The organism is Metabacillus indicus LMG 22858 (assembly GCF_000708755.2).
In the GTDB taxonomy this organism is placed as follows: domain Bacteria; phylum Bacillota; class Bacilli; order Bacillales; family Bacillaceae; genus Bacillus_P; species Bacillus_P indicus.
The window spans coordinates 1,230,394-1,243,744 of sequence record NZ_JGVU02000002.1 but is presented as its reverse complement, the minus strand read 5'-3'; the positions used below and the strand labels follow the sequence as shown (position 1 = coordinate 1,243,744).

Here is a 13,351-nt window from a genome sequence, read left to right as displayed (position 1 = left end):
TTTGCAGGTCACCATTTTTATTTTGATAAGTTTGTTGGGGTTTGATCTTAGTGACCGCCTTGCCCAGGAACCATCATAAATGTAGTCCAATATGTAAAGCCCACGAAGAAAATCGTTAAATATGCGCCGAACACGTAAATGTACATGCGCTCAGAAAGTTTAAGATAAGATAAAAACACGAAAAATCCCGTCTGACCGAAGAATAATAATGAAGTCGTTTTCATATCTCCCAGGTAAAACATGACAGCGAAGATGCCAGTCCAGAAGCCTAATACTCGGAACATGCGATCCATATGTCAATCCCTCCTTTGTTTGAGTCCCTAAGTCCATCACTTTTTTTATTATAAAGTACGTCCAACGTCCTTGTAAATAGCGTTTACATTCTAGAAGTACCAATTATGTCACAAAGTGTAAACAAACCTAAAAAAGTTTGTTGAAATCGAGGCTTATTGCTGTACAAAAGTTAAACAATTGCTGTACAATTGGTTTATACAAGTTGAACAGCTGCCGTCTAAACAAAATTGATCATAAAAAAACAATATAAAATGGGAGATGAAGACAATGAACGAATTGGTTTTTTATAGTTATCCGAGCTGTACATCATGCAGAAAGACAAAGCATTGGCTTAAGGCACATAACGTTGATTTCAATGAAAAACATTTGTTTCGCGAAACTCCTACTTATTCAGAACTTCAAAAAATCCTTCAGCTTACAACAGACGGCATGGATGAGATTCTGGCGACCCGCAGCCAGACATACAAGGAACTGAACCTGGATATTGATGAACTGCCGCTTTCAGATGTGATAAAACTGATCATCGACGAGCCCAAACTACTTAGAAGGCCTATTATCACAGACGGAAAAAAACTGGTCGTCGGCTATAATCCTCAAGCCCTGACAAAGCTTTCTAAAAAGAAAGAAGTACAAAAATCCGTTTCATAAAAAGCTCTCCCGTTCTTTATAGGGAACAAAATAATAAGAATTCATGAGAATTATGCAGAAATACCTAGTAATGATGGGATAACTTAAAAATTTGCCCGAATTTGAAGATTTTCATTTCAGCCTTTTCTTTGTATAGTGAATACAGATGGTTCATTATAAAGAACGAAAAGGGTGGAATGATGATGACAGAAATTCAATTTTTCTTAGAAGGCATTGGCAACCGGAATGTAGCAACAGACTACTCCAGCCCGAATTTTATTACAGATGAGTCAAGCATTGAAAAAGCTTCCAAAGAGTTCGCTAAAAAGAACAAGCTGAAATATATAGAATATGAAATCCTGAACAGCGGGTACAGGGTTTACTATCTAAAACCGTCATTGCTCAAATCTAAGAGGAAGCCATATATTTATTATGCGAAAAGAAACGCTTAAAAAACCTGCGGATAAGTTTATCCGCAGGTTTTTTTGTGTTAAGGGGCCTGTGCAAAGGTTGAACAGCCGTTTCGTTGTTTCCTTATCTGACTCCCGGAGCTAACCGGGCGATTCCGCTTTTCGTTGTGTCCAGCTCCGCCTCCTAGCCCTTCCGTCAGAACAAAATCCCCGAAAAAGTCAAAACCGGACTTTTCCGGTGATTTCTTTTCTGCCTGTCAGGGCTGAACAGTCGGCTCCGCTTTTCGTGGTGTCCAGCTGCGCCTTCCAACTCCTCTGCCAGAACAAAATCACCCAAAAAGGCAAAACCGGCCTTTTTGGGTGATTTCTTATCTGACTCCCGGAGCTAAACGGAAGGCTCCGCTTTTCGTACTGGGCTAGCTGGATTCGAACCAGCGCATGACGGAGTCAAAGTCCGTTGCCTTACCGCTTGGCTATAGCCCATTAAAGACTTTATACAGTATGGGCAAAACTGGTAAAATTATTCATTGCCGCTCTATTTTTTGTTTTTCTTCAAGGGGAAAATGAGGTTTTCGCCCTTATAGAACTCCTGATTTGTCCCGAAAATTGACTTTTCGGTATGTGCGCTTTCTCTTTAAATGAGGTAGTCTTTCAGTAGCCGCACAGAAAGGAGGAAATCATGAATTCCATCGAATTGCTCAGTGAAAGAATTGTTGAAGAAGCTTGTGAGCTTAACGCTTCTGATATTCATTTTGTTCCCAGGGAAACAGACGCGGTTATTCAATACAGAATTGATGATGATCTCATTGAAAAAAGGATTATCCGCAAAGAAGTCTGTGGCAGGATTATCGCCCATTTTAAATTTCTTGCTTCTATGGATATTGGCGAGAGGAGGAGGCCGCAGAACGGTTCACTTGCTCTGTCAAATGAGGCAATCAATGTTCAGCTTCGCATGTCCACTCTTCCTACCGTATTTGAAGAAAGTCTAGTGATCAGAATTCTCCCGAATGATTGCATCCCTTCCGTCACCAAGCTGTCGCTTTTTCCGCAGTCCGCACAAAAACTTCTCTCTTTTCTAAACCATTCCCACGGTTTAATGGTTTTTACGGGTCCAACCGGTTCCGGAAAAACAACGACTCTCTATTCTCTCATTCATTATGCCAAAAAACATTTTAACCGCAGCATTATAACGCTTGAGGATCCGGTTGAAACGAAAAGCTCCGAGGTTCTGCAGGTACAGGTTAATGAAAAAGCGGGGATCACGTATGCGGTCGGGCTGAAGGCCATACTCAGGCACGACCCGGATATCATAATGGTCGGTGAGATCAGAGACCGGGAAACTGCACAAATTGCAATCAGGGCAGCGCTCACAGGACATTTGGTTCTGTCGACGATGCATACAAGAGATGCCAAAGGCGCGATTTACAGAATGCTTGAATTTGATGTAAGCCTGTCTGAAATTGAGCAGACCTTTCTAGCTGTCGTTGCTCAGAGGCTTGTCGGTGTCAAATGTCCATTTTGCGAGGGCGAATGCTCACCGCAGTGTAAAAAAATGAGAAACGTCAGGAGACTTGGAATCTTTGAAATGCTGTACGGGAAAAACCTTACACTTGCCATAAAAGAAGCACGCGGGGAAAAGGTCGAATGTGATTATGCCACCTTAAAGGATGCGATAAAGAAGGGGATTGCCCTGGGGTACTTGCCGTCTTATGCTCTTCATAAGTGGATGTATGCCTATGAAGACTAAAAAAAGATGGAGCCTTAAGGATCAATCGCAATTTCTGAAGAGGATGAGCAATCTTTTAGAAAAGGGCTATACACTAAATGAAGCGTTAAAATTTACTTCTATTGATCTTCGCGCAGATAAAAGCGGGGATGTGGCTCATTGTCTGAGAAGGCTCTCTGCAGGTCAGTCGATCCGTTCGGCTTTTGAAGAATTATCCTTTCACCGTGAAGTTCTAAGCTATTTGTATTTTGCCGAGAAGCACGGGGATCTGGATGCCGCCTTCAAAGAAGCTGGAGATATGCTCAGCAGAAAAGTCGTGCAGCGCGAAAAATGGCAGAAGGTTATGCAATATCCTCTTTTTCTCTTCTTCACAATTGGCATTCTCTTTTACCTCTCACAATCTGTCATTGCCCCTCAGTTTCAGCAGATCTACCATTCCATGAACCTTGAACCCAGTTTTTTGACACATTTTCTGTTTTTCCTGTTTGAAGCAGTAAAATCAGCGGTGATTGGAAGCCTCGTCCTGCTGATGCTTGGCGGTGTTTATTACATGGTCCGGCTGAGAGCCTTTAAACCTCAGAGAAAAATGAGATTTATGCTGAAAATTCCGGTATGGAAAAAAATCATTGTTCTCATTAACAGCTACTATTTTTCCCTGCAGCTGAGCAATCTCCTGAAAAGCGGTTTATCGATTTATGAATCTCTCAAGGTTTTTGAACATCAGAATTTTCTTCCGTTTTACAGAGATGAGGCGAAATGGTTTATTGAACATTTAAAAAAGGGGGAGAGATTTGAAACCCTCATAAGCCATAACAGTTTTTACGAAAAGGAAATGAGTCAGGTCGTCGGCCATGGACAAGCAAATGGAAGGCTTGCAAGAGAGCTGTATACATACAGCCAGTTTGTTCTTGAAAGGCTAGAAGACAAAACAATGAAATGGCTGTTGATGATTCAGCCTGCAGCCTATATCACCGTGGGAATTACAGTCCTGATCATGTACCTGTCAATGATTATGCCCATGTATCACATGATGGAAGCTTTATAACGGGAAAGGAGTCTGATTATGGTTAAAAATGAAAAGGGATTTACACTGATTGAAATGCTTATTGTCCTTCTTGTCATATCCGTCCTGCTTTTGATCACCATTCCCAATATTACAAAGCATCACGCAAACATCCAGAGCAAAGGATGTGAAGGGCTAAAAAATACGGTTCAGGCCCAAGCCTCAGCCTATCAGATTGAAACGAAAAAGACTGCGACGATCGAAGCCCTTGTGACGGCAGGGTACCTTGAAGAAGCACCTGCATGTCCAAATGGCACGGCGCTTACTATTGATTCGGAGGGAAAAGTCGGTGAGGCGTCTGCAGCCGAATAAAGGGTTCACGCTTATGGAAACCGTCATCGTAATCAGCATCGTTACTGTGATGACAGGGACGGCTGTTTTCATCCTTCAGCCATTTCAAAGTCAAAAGCCTGCTCAGCTTTTCTTCAAGACTCTTGAACAGGATCTTTTATATGCCCAGCAGTACGCCATTTCAAATAAAAAAACGATCGTCCTGTTATTTGACCCTGCTAACCACAGGTATATAGGTACAGAAGGGGGGATATCCCCGAAGAGACTCTATACCGTTTCGTATGATTCGGATATCCTGCTAACGCCTTCCACGATGGAAGCGAGAGTTCAGTTTACTCCTGACGGGAGGCTCTCTGACAGCGGCACGATTGTCATGCAATACCGCAAAAAACGATATAACATGATTTTTTACATGGGGATGGGGAGGATGGGCGTTGAGGAACGATAGCGGCACTACATTGGCTGAGACGGTTATGGCTTTTAGCATCTGGTCTATGATTTCGCTGATTTTGATCCCTGCCTCTATGTATATCAGTCAGGAACGGGAAAAAACGCGCCTTAAACATGAAGCAGTCACTGAATTGCAGTCAATCATTGAAAAGCGCGCGTATAAGGAAGGAGAACACAATGAAGAAGGAAAGGATATCAGCTGGAGTGCTTCGGGAGAGCTCGAAAAAGCATGCATTGAGTGGAGCTACAAAGGCAAGCTCGAAACGGAATGCCTCTATTCTTTCAGACCATAGCGGTTTTACGTTCTTGAATATGCTGTTTTCTTTCAGTATATTCGCTGTGATTACAGCATCGTCAGCTCTGCTTATTCCCCATCTATACAGAGTGTCGGAAGATAAACGGGACATAAATCCGCTGGAATGGGAGATCTTTCAGCAGCAGGCAGCCATTGAATTCAGAGAAGGCACCGGCTTCAAAGTCCAGGACCAAATGCTTTCATTTACCTCGAAAACGGGAAGAAGCATTGAATTTGAAAAGTATGGAACGATGATTCGTAGACAGGTGAATAACACCGGCCACATTATTTGCTTGAGACATGTGAAGGATATGCAATTCACCCAAATCGAAGGGGGAGCCCTGCTCACAGTTGTCAGTACTTCAGGCAAAACCTACAGGTGCACATTCAGAAGCTTTTTAGGATTGAAGCGGTCTGGATGAGAAATGAAAAAGGATTTATCCTGCCGTCTGTTTCAATGATCGCATTCTTTATCTTGCTGATTCTCCTTCACCAGACAGCAGTATTCACAGCAGAAAAAAAGTTTTACAGCGAGAGAGAACGTTCAATGATTCTTGAGAATCTGCTCCTTTGCGGTGTTCAGCATTCGATGCAGTCCATTGCTGATCAAGAAGGGGTAAACCACTATGAAATAAAGACGGACGATGGTTCCATCACTTATACGGCTGCTGAAAAAGGTGAAGGCGAACTGCTGGTATCACTTGCTGCAAAACTTAATACAGGCCATTTTTCATCAGCAAAATATACGTACAATCTGAATTCCGGAGAAATGACTGATTGGACGGTCTACTGATTTACCTGCAGAGCAGTTCCCTGCATCCTGATTCTGTGGTAAGGTAGTTGAAAAACAAGCGGAGTGAACAGCAGTGAAGCCAATTTTTATCACGGGATTTATGGGGACCGGAAAAACGACTGTAGGCAAGGTTCTTGCCGAAAAACTCGGATGCCCTGTATTAGATACTGATCAAATGATTGAACACGCAGCAGGAAAGCAGATCAAAGACATCTTTAAAGAAGACGGGGAAGAGGTGTTCCGTTCACTAGAAACACAGATGATTGAGCGTGCGCCTTCCGAAAATGCTGTGATAACGACAGGCGGCGGACTGCCTGTGCGCAAAGTGAACAGGGAAAAAATGAAAGAGAGCGGCATTGTGATTTTCCTTCAAACCGATCTTGATGTCATTTTTGAACGTGTGCAGCAGGATGAAAACCGGCCGCTAGCTTCAAAAGCTTCAAAAGAAGAGCTTTCATCGCTCTATGAGTCACGCGTAAATGCATATGAGGACTGTACGATAAAAATCAAAACAGAGGGAAAAACCATAGAACAGCTGGCAGATGAACTGATTGAACGTATAAAAGAGCTGGAAACGCGGCATACTAGCTAAAAAGTGCGTATGAGGTGTGTTTGCAGTGTCTACGAATGATTATGTGAAATATATGACTCAGCAGCTGGTCAGATATATGGATACTCCAAAAGAAGAGCGGAAGGCAATAAAAACAATGCGAAAAACGGAGAAGTCGCCGTTTGCAAGCAGGTGGTTCGGTATCCTTCCCTTTGCATTTATGTTTTTCTTAAAAAGAAGAAAATAGCTTCAATGAAAGAAGGTACCTTGGAGAGAGGTACCTTCTTTCGTGTTCTACACCGGTTTAATCCGCTTCTTCCAGAACCTGTATCTTTTTGATTTTTTCTGTTTTTGCATCGTAAGAGATGGTGACAAACACCCCGATGTCTTTCATTCCCTCGCGCAATGTCACCTTGTATTGTTTGACCGTCTGATTTTTCTTGGTGTTGTCCCAGATTTTTTGGGTAAACAATACTTGTGAGAGCGGATATCTTTTTTTCGTTTCTTTCACCGCTACGTTTTTCCAGTCTGTATGCTTTTCCGCATAAACATTTGCTGATTGTGAAACCAAAGCCGGCTGCAGACCGTATATAAGGAGAAGCAGCAAAAGCAAAATGGTTTTCCTCATGATATTCACCGTCCTTGTTAGTTATTTTTTCCAAAAAACATGCTGCTATTCAAAGGGGGATTTAAAATGGGATTTTTCTTAATGGTTGTATTTGTCGGAATTTTGGCAGTAATGGGGATCGCTGGTGATAACAAAAAAAGGAGCAGGCACAGGGACTCCTCTGGTTATACGTATACGAGTTCAGACAATGGCAGAGACTGCCATTCTGATTCTGGATTCTTCGGCGGCGGGGATTCAGGCGGGGGAGACTGCGGCGGCGGTGGCGGCGGAGGAGATTGAGAAAGAGGGGGCCTGCAAAGACAGGCTTTTTTGTTTTTAATGAAGAATGCGGCATGCTAGTGATTGTTCTTTATAATGTTTAAATTTAGTAAGATTATTAAAGAAAATTGGAGGAAATCGGCGGTAAACGTTCTTTAAAAAGAAAAATAGCGGAATTTGAACCTGTTTTTATTCGCTGAAGAGGTATATACTTTTAGTAGACGGATTAAGTTTGCTCTTTTTGTTCTTTATTAAGAATAAAGGCGGAAATGTGTTGAAGGCACTCTTTTTGATGTTAGCAGCTTTAAATGGTATGGACGCAGCATTGACCCTTGCCGGTCTGCATTATGAGCTGATTACAGAAGCCAATCCTGTTATGAGGATTCTGTATGAGATACATCCTGCGGTATTTACATGTAGTAAGCTGTCATTTTCATTATTTCTGCTTTTGTTTGTTTTCACGGGGCGTGTGCCGTCATCACCGATCATTAAAGTCCTTTCAATTGCCGCTGCATTTCTGTATTCTGCTGTTCTTTTGGCTCATTTGCACTGGATCCGGCTGCTGATTGGATGAAAAGGGGAAAAGCGATGTATAAAAAACTTTGCAGTCAGTGCTATCAGCCATCTTTCAGCAGCAGCAAATCATATCAGTGGATTTGTCCTGTCTGTTCAAAGGATCTTACCTCCCATAAAGCGATACAGGCTGTTCACGCTGTAAAGAAAATACCGCTGTCAGCCTATCAGCAAAATATGGGAACAGGATACGAATTTGACAGAAAAGGATAGCGTACGTAAAAACAGCACCATACAAAAGGGGTAAGAAGACCTTTTGCATGGTGCTGTTATTTTTCCTGGTTCATTTTCCAGCGGTTAAATTCAAGAAACTCTCTGAACTGATCCTTTGTAACACCTGAATCCATTGCCTCTTTGACCAGATTTGCCCAATCATGATCAAGGTTTGCCTGTTTCATGTTTTGTGACTGGTCTTCAAGAATAAGTGTATTCATTGAGACCCCAAGGACGGAAGAGACTTTTTCGAGAAATTGAACAGAAGGATTTGACTGCAGGTTCCGTTCGATTGAGCTTAAATATGATTTGGCAACTCCGGCCCGATCGGCAAGCTCTGATAGTGACAGTCCACGTTCTTTGCGGTATTTTCGTATGCGTTCACCAATCATATAATCACCTTCCCAGTCGTATTATAGCATATAGCGAAGGGATTGTTATATATACAGAACGAATTTACGAAAAAAAAATACAGACTGCAGCTGTTTGTCAACTTTAAACTGTTTGCGTTTTCAAAAACTCTCTGATTTCCTCTTTGCTGATACCCATCTCCAAAGCCGACAGAATCAACTCTTTCCATTCCTGATCAAGCTTTTGAAACTCCTCCATTAACACTTCCATTGTAACTCCTCCTAAAATACGCAATAGTATTTCAGGCAGTCCAGCCATCATAGCTCCGTAGAACGTTAGATCTGTGACTTTGCGTCCCGGCTTTTCAGCAGGTTTGCCTTTGTCTGATTATGTGTAACTCTGACACTGCATCAAAAACAAAGTATTTCTTTTGTCACTTCGTGTTGTCTATCTAATTTACTACTAGTATAAAATTTCATTTTCATTTATTGTGCTGAAATATGTCGAGAGAAAAAAATATTTTCATTTTTTTCAAAAAATTACTAGTAATTAGAATTATATTCCTTTTATATGGGCATTTTGGCTTGATTTTACTGTTTTCTTCGACAGCCATTCTTCAGCAAAAATAAAAAGGCAAAAAATGATTTTATGACACCAAAATCATTTTTTGCGCAAATTTTGACATTAAGCGAGGGCAGTCCTCGATAAATAGAATAACCCGCCGTTTGTAATCGAGACATGAATGTGAGGATCATACAGCTCTTTCAAGGCTTCTTTTTCAAGATGGTACGATTCTGGTTTTTCTTCAAGATCTTCATAAAAATGGCTTAGCAGCATCATATCTGAATTCCAGCGCTGTCTTGCATCATCAGCCCAGGTGTGGTCATCCTGTTCAAATTTAGCTTGTATATAATTTTGAATTCGCAAGAGGCCGCTTTGAACTTTAATCATTGGCGAAGTTGTAAAACACAAATCAGGAATTCTGGGAGTGAGGGCCATGTTTTCCAAATGATCCTGAAAATCTTCTATGATGGCTCCGCTGATCAGGTGAAGTCCAATGGAATAGAGATGATCTTTTTTCTTGTCGCTCTGATAGGATACCATGACATTTACACCCAGCCATGGATGCAGGGACTGAGAGCTTCCCGTGTTCGGCGGGTTTTCATAGAGGCGGATATGGCCTCCGAATTTTTTGGCAGTCCGGAAAATCTGGTGCAGTCTTGGTGCTCCGAAGTGCATGATTTCCCCTTTCAAATCAGCTGGTGCCCGTTTGGCATCTGTTATTAAAGTCAGCTGCATCGGACTCGGCACACCGCCTGTTTTCTCAAGATATGTCCAGTAAAACGGCCTGTTCATCAATTCTTTATCCATGTCCACTGTCAGCTGGATCGTCATATAGCCAGGCTGTTTTTCTGTAATGTCACATGAATTGGCCGTGAAAAAGGTTTCAAGGAACTCGCTGATCTGCTGCTGCTGCATTGGTTATCCCTCCATTCTCTGTTTTGTGTGTTCCTGTTCTGCAGAATGCAGGATGGATGTCAGGTTTTCCATCTTAATTTTCATTTCTCCATCGCTTTTAGATTTAAACAGGATGTCCTGCAGGTGATCTTCGAAATTGGATATCTCAAGTTTTGTCAGTATTTCATCAAGCTCGCCGATGACTTTTTCAAACAGGTTGATTTTTTCATAGAGAAGTTTCAGAATGTGCTCTTCAACGGTGTTTTTTGTTGCCATATTATAAATGTGGACATCTTTTTCCTGCCCGAGACGGTGAATCCGTCCAATCCGCTGTTCAAGCCGCATCGGATTCCAGGGAAGATCATAGTTGATAATGTGATTGCAGAACTGCAGGTTGATTCCTTCCCCGCCAGCTTCTGTCGCAATCAGTACTTGAACCCGGTTTTTGAAAAGGTCTTTCATCCAGTCTTTTTTGCCCCTCTTGAATCCTCCTCTGAAAGGAACAGATGAAATGCCGTGCTGCTGAAGAAACCACTGAAGATAAAACTGGGTGGCCCTGTATTCTGTAAAAATGATGACTTTGTCATTGATTTGCTGAATCAGTTCAACCGTCCGCTGTGCTTTGGAATTTCCGTCAACTTCATTAATGCAGTTCATCAGCTCTTCAATGACAGAGTCTGGAAGAGGGGATGCTTCGCCTTCGGGGCGCTCGGCCATTTTTTTCAGCGTCATGTAGACAGCTTCCCTGCTTGAGCATGCCTCTCTTTGCAGCGTCATGATTGAAAACGTGCTGGCGGAAGAGGCGCCGAATGTTTTGAGACGTGATATAGCCGTATACAACTGGCGCTCACTCTCAGACAGCTCGATCGGAACGGTCTCAACATGTCGTTTAGGCCATTCAATGCCCGTATCTCCTCTGCGGTTTCGGATCATGACTTTGTTCACGAGTTCCTGAAGGTGCTCATGGTGTTCCAAAGAGCGGTTCTTGGCAGAAAATACTTCTGAAAAATAAGCTTCGTTGCCTAAATGTCCGGGCTTCAGCAGAGATACAAGGTTAAAAATCTCTTCTACGCGGTTTTGAATGGGCGTTGCAGTAAGAAGCAGGCAGTATTTCTTTTTCAGGCTCTGAACAAATTCATAGTTTTTCGTTTTGCTGTTTTTCAGTTTATGAGCTTCATCGATGATCACCAGGTCGTACTGCTGGTTAAGAACAATTTCCCGGTGGGGGCTTCTTTTTGCCGTATCAATGGAAGAGACCACTACATCGCAGGCTTCCCATACGTAGCTTTTCTTTTGCTCAACGGCTGGAATATAGAACTTTTCATGAAGCTCTCTTGCCCACTGGGAAACAAGAGAGGCAGGAACGAGGATGAGAATTTTCTTAGCGAGTCCCCGAATCATATATTCCTTGACGATGAGGCCTGCTTCAATTGTTTTTCCAAGTCCTACCTCATCTGCAAGGATGGCCTTTCCGTTCATGTTTTCCACCACCTGCCTTGCAACCTCCAACTGATGGGGAAGAGGAGTGAAGTCTGTCAGGTGATTTGGAGCTTGAAGCCCTTCAAAGGAAGGAACAATCAGGTGCTTTTGCACGGCGCATGCTAATTTGTAATTCTCCCAGCTGGCCCACGGACCGTCGTCATCAAGCTTTTTAAGAAATATATCTTGCCACGCGGAGTCAAATTTCAGTTTAACGTTCATGATTGACAGCCCTTTCAAAAAAGAGTAGATCTTTCTCTATTGTTCACGTTAAGTGGTAAAATAGCAGGTTATCACAATGGATTAGATGAAAAGACAGTAAAACACGAACATTCCAATGTGTTTTAAACAAAACATTTGTGAAAAAAGTGATTGATGAATAAAGACCTTAATGGTAGGATGTTAATAAGTAAGAAAGTTGCTAACTTACTCAGTTTTCAGTCAGCAGGCTTCTTATGTCAAAAATGTCATAATGTCTAAAATGTCTACTTATCAGTATCACCAATTAATGAAAAAATATGAGCGGATGAGAGCAAGGGGAGAGACTGCAGCATACGCATGCAGCGCCGAAGGAGCAAACTGATGTGAATCTCTCAGGCAAAAGAACTCTTGCTTGACGCAACTCTGGAGAGAGTTTGTGAAAGCGGCAAACCACCAAAGGGGAAAGCTCGGCCATTTTATTAGGCCGGGTAAACTTTCAGGTGCAGGGACAGAGACTTCCATTAAAGGGAGTTCTCTGTCCTTTTTTTGATGAAAAAAAGAGGATCATACCGGGAGGCGATGAAATGGCGGATTTAAAGCGGACACCACTTTTTGACTTATACAAAGAGCAGGGTGCAAAAACGATTGATTTCGGCGGCTGGGACTTGCCGGTGCAGTTTTCTTCTATTAAAGAAGAACATGAAGCTGTTCGCGAAAGAGCAGGCTTGTTCGATGTATCCCACATGGGGGAAATTGAAGTGAGGGGCACTGGCAGCCTTGCATTTCTTCAAAAAACAATGACAAACGATGTTGCTCTTTTAAAAGACGGAGGAGCGCAGTATACCGCTATGTGCTATGAAGACGGCGGAACGGTGGATGATTTATTAATCTATAAAAAATCAGATGTGCATTATCTCCTTGTAGTGAATGCATCCAACATTGAAAAGGATTTTGATTGGCTGAACTCCCAGCTGTTCGGGGACACGGAACTGCACAATGTATCTTCAGATGTCGCCCAGCTCGCTATCCAGGGACCGCTTGCTGAGTCAATCCTTCAAAAACTCACGGATACAAATTTAAGTGAAATCAAGTTTTTTAAATTCAAAGATGACGTAAACATTGCAGGAGCCTCTGCTCTTGTATCAAGAACAGGCTATACAGGTGAAGATGGTTTTGAGATTTACTGCGCCGCGTCAAAAGCTCCTGAGCTTTGGAAAGCGATTTTGGAAGCCGGAAAAGAAGATGGTCTGCTGCCATGCGGACTTGGCGCCCGTGATACGCTTCGCTTTGAAGCGAACCTGCCGCTCTACGGACAGGAACTTTCCAAAGTTATTACCCCGATAGAAGCAGGCATCGGATTTGCCGTGAAACCGAACAAGGAAAGTGATTTCAACGGCAAAGCTGTGTTAAAGGATCAAAAAGAAAACGGACCGGACCGAAAGCTTGCCGGAATTGAAATGATCGATAAAGGCATACCGCGATACGGCTATGAGGTGTTTGCAGGAGAAGAGCAGATCGGGGAAATTACAACCGGCACACAATCTCCTACACTTAAAAAGAATATCGGTTGGGCACTGCTTAAGAAAGAATTTGCCGAGCCCGGCACTGAAGTGGTTGTTCAAGTACGTAAAAAACGCTTGAAAGCAGTTGTCGTGCAGACGCCTTTTTATAAGCGACCAAAAAAATAAACC

The 13,351-nt window shown here is 42.6% G+C and carries 21 protein-coding genes, 1 tRNA gene and 2 riboswitches; of the genes, 15 read left to right on the top strand and 7 right to left on the bottom strand.

Going from position 1 to position 13,351, the window contains the following annotated elements; genetic code table 11:
- Positions 1 to 47: 47 nt before the first annotated feature.
- Positions 48 to 293, bottom strand: a complete 246-nt coding sequence (locus tag AZ46_RS09710; RefSeq protein ID WP_029279699.1) for a DUF2626 domain-containing protein — start codon at positions 291 to 293, stop codon at positions 48 to 50.
- 268 nt (positions 294 to 561) lie between these two features.
- Between AZ46_RS09710 and AZ46_RS09705 the strand changes: the two genes are divergently transcribed.
- Together AZ46_RS09705 and AZ46_RS09700 are read left to right on the top strand one after the other, a co-directional pair.
- Positions 562 to 942 (top strand): Spx/MgsR family RNA polymerase-binding regulatory protein, encoded by a 381-nt coding sequence (locus tag AZ46_RS09705; protein ID WP_035207135.1) that lies wholly within the window; start codon positions 562 to 564, stop codon positions 940 to 942.
- 182 nt (positions 943 to 1,124) lie between these two features.
- On the top strand, positions 1,125 to 1,373 hold the full coding sequence (locus AZ46_RS09700; RefSeq protein WP_029279703.1) for a hypothetical protein: 249 nt from the start codon (positions 1,125 to 1,127) through the stop codon (positions 1,371 to 1,373).
- Between the two features lie 369 nt (positions 1,374 to 1,742).
- Here the strand turns inward: AZ46_RS09700 and AZ46_RS09695 are convergent.
- Positions 1,743 to 1,814 (bottom strand) — tRNA-Gln (locus AZ46_RS09695).
- Between the two features lie 196 nt (positions 1,815 to 2,010).
- Here AZ46_RS09695 and comGA point away from each other — a divergent pair.
- From comGA to AZ46_RS09650, 9 genes are all read left to right on the top strand, one after another.
- A complete protein-coding gene (gene comGA / locus AZ46_RS09690) occupies positions 2,011 to 3,078 on the top strand; it encodes a competence type IV pilus ATPase ComGA (RefSeq protein WP_029279705.1) in 1,068 nt (355 codons plus the stop codon).
- Positions 3,068 to 4,102, top strand: a complete 1,035-nt coding sequence (gene comGB, locus AZ46_RS09685) for a competence type IV pilus assembly protein ComGB (RefSeq protein WP_029279707.1) — start codon at positions 3,068 to 3,070, stop codon at positions 4,100 to 4,102. Before comGA ends, comGB begins: the two co-directional genes overlap by 11 nt.
- A gap of 18 nt (positions 4,103 to 4,120) precedes the next feature.
- Positions 4,121 to 4,432: a competence type IV pilus major pilin ComGC gene (gene comGC, locus AZ46_RS09680; RefSeq protein ID WP_029279709.1), complete on the top strand. Its 312-nt coding sequence runs from the start codon at positions 4,121 to 4,123 to the stop codon at positions 4,430 to 4,432.
- Positions 4,410 to 4,859, top strand: a complete 450-nt coding sequence (gene comGD / locus AZ46_RS09675) for a competence type IV pilus minor pilin ComGD (RefSeq protein ID WP_029279711.1) — start codon at positions 4,410 to 4,412, stop codon at positions 4,857 to 4,859. The genes comGC and comGD overlap by 23 nt, the downstream gene beginning before the upstream one ends.
- Positions 4,846 to 5,154: a hypothetical protein gene (locus tag AZ46_RS21935; protein WP_029279712.1), complete on the top strand. Its 309-nt coding sequence runs from the start codon at positions 4,846 to 4,848 to the stop codon at positions 5,152 to 5,154. The genes comGD and AZ46_RS21935 overlap by 14 nt, the downstream gene beginning before the upstream one ends.
- Positions 5,039 to 5,578, top strand: coding sequence for a competence type IV pilus minor pilin ComGF (comGF, locus tag AZ46_RS09665; RefSeq protein ID WP_267881654.1), 540 nt, complete (start codon positions 5,039 to 5,041; stop codon positions 5,576 to 5,578). The genes AZ46_RS21935 and comGF overlap by 116 nt, the downstream gene beginning before the upstream one ends.
- Positions 5,575 to 5,949 (top strand): competence type IV pilus minor pilin ComGG, encoded by a 375-nt coding sequence (gene comGG, locus AZ46_RS09660; protein ID WP_029279716.1) that lies wholly within the window; start codon positions 5,575 to 5,577, stop codon positions 5,947 to 5,949. The genes comGF and comGG overlap by 4 nt, the downstream gene beginning before the upstream one ends.
- Positions 5,950 to 6,022: 73 nt before the next feature.
- Positions 6,023 to 6,541 (top strand): shikimate kinase, encoded by a 519-nt coding sequence (locus AZ46_RS09655; RefSeq protein ID WP_029279717.1) that lies wholly within the window; start codon positions 6,023 to 6,025, stop codon positions 6,539 to 6,541.
- Positions 6,542 to 6,566: 25 nt separating this feature from the next.
- A complete protein-coding gene (locus tag AZ46_RS09650; protein WP_029279719.1) occupies positions 6,567 to 6,746 on the top strand; it encodes a YqzE family protein in 180 nt (59 codons plus the stop codon).
- Between the two features lie 57 nt (positions 6,747 to 6,803).
- Here AZ46_RS09650 and AZ46_RS09645 read toward each other — a convergent pair whose 3' ends face one another.
- Entirely contained in the window at positions 6,804 to 7,127 is a 324-nt protein-coding gene (locus AZ46_RS09645; RefSeq protein WP_029279721.1) for a DUF3889 domain-containing protein, read from the bottom strand.
- 66 nt (positions 7,128 to 7,193) lie between these two features.
- Between AZ46_RS09645 and AZ46_RS22065 the strand changes: the two genes are divergently transcribed.
- From AZ46_RS22065 to AZ46_RS09630, 3 genes are all read left to right on the top strand, one after another.
- Positions 7,194 to 7,406, top strand: a complete 213-nt coding sequence (locus tag AZ46_RS22065; RefSeq protein WP_029279723.1) for a hypothetical protein — start codon at positions 7,194 to 7,196, stop codon at positions 7,404 to 7,406.
- A 271-nt stretch (positions 7,407 to 7,677) separates the two neighbouring features.
- Positions 7,678 to 7,959, top strand: coding sequence for a DUF5658 family protein (locus tag AZ46_RS09635; protein WP_235728219.1), 282 nt, complete (start codon positions 7,678 to 7,680; stop codon positions 7,957 to 7,959).
- Positions 7,960 to 7,973: 14 nt separating this feature from the next.
- Positions 7,974 to 8,171 (top strand): hypothetical protein, encoded by a 198-nt coding sequence (locus AZ46_RS09630; RefSeq protein WP_029279727.1) that lies wholly within the window; start codon positions 7,974 to 7,976, stop codon positions 8,169 to 8,171.
- A 56-nt stretch (positions 8,172 to 8,227) separates the two neighbouring features.
- Here AZ46_RS09630 and AZ46_RS09625 read toward each other — a convergent pair whose 3' ends face one another.
- From AZ46_RS09625 to AZ46_RS09615, 4 genes are all read right to left on the bottom strand, one after another.
- Positions 8,228 to 8,563: a helix-turn-helix domain-containing protein gene (locus AZ46_RS09625; protein WP_029279729.1), complete on the bottom strand. Its 336-nt coding sequence runs from the start codon at positions 8,561 to 8,563 to the stop codon at positions 8,228 to 8,230.
- Positions 8,564 to 8,666: 103 nt separating this feature from the next.
- The gene (locus AZ46_RS21490) at positions 8,667 to 8,792 is read right to left on the bottom strand and encodes an anti-repressor SinI family protein (protein ID WP_081414163.1); all 126 of its coding nucleotides are present in this window, start codon (positions 8,790 to 8,792) and stop codon (positions 8,667 to 8,669) included.
- 31 nt (positions 8,793 to 8,823) lie between these two features.
- Positions 8,824 to 8,910, bottom strand: a riboswitch (cyclic di-GMP riboswitch).
- A 296-nt stretch (positions 8,911 to 9,206) separates the two neighbouring features.
- On the bottom strand, positions 9,207 to 10,001 hold the full coding sequence (locus AZ46_RS09620) for a YqhG family protein (protein WP_029279731.1): 795 nt from the start codon (positions 9,999 to 10,001) through the stop codon (positions 9,207 to 9,209).
- Positions 10,002 to 10,004: 3 nt separating this feature from the next.
- Positions 10,005 to 11,681: a DEAD/DEAH box helicase gene (locus AZ46_RS09615; RefSeq protein WP_029279732.1), complete on the bottom strand. Its 1,677-nt coding sequence runs from the start codon at positions 11,679 to 11,681 to the stop codon at positions 10,005 to 10,007.
- A gap of 304 nt (positions 11,682 to 11,985) precedes the next feature.
- Positions 11,986 to 12,078, top strand: a riboswitch (glycine riboswitch).
- Positions 12,079 to 12,244: 166 nt separating this feature from the next.
- Here AZ46_RS09615 and gcvT point away from each other — a divergent pair.
- Entirely contained in the window at positions 12,245 to 13,348 is a 1,104-nt protein-coding gene (gcvT, locus tag AZ46_RS09610; protein WP_029279734.1) for a glycine cleavage system aminomethyltransferase GcvT, read from the top strand.
- Positions 13,349 to 13,351: the final 3 nt, after the last annotated feature.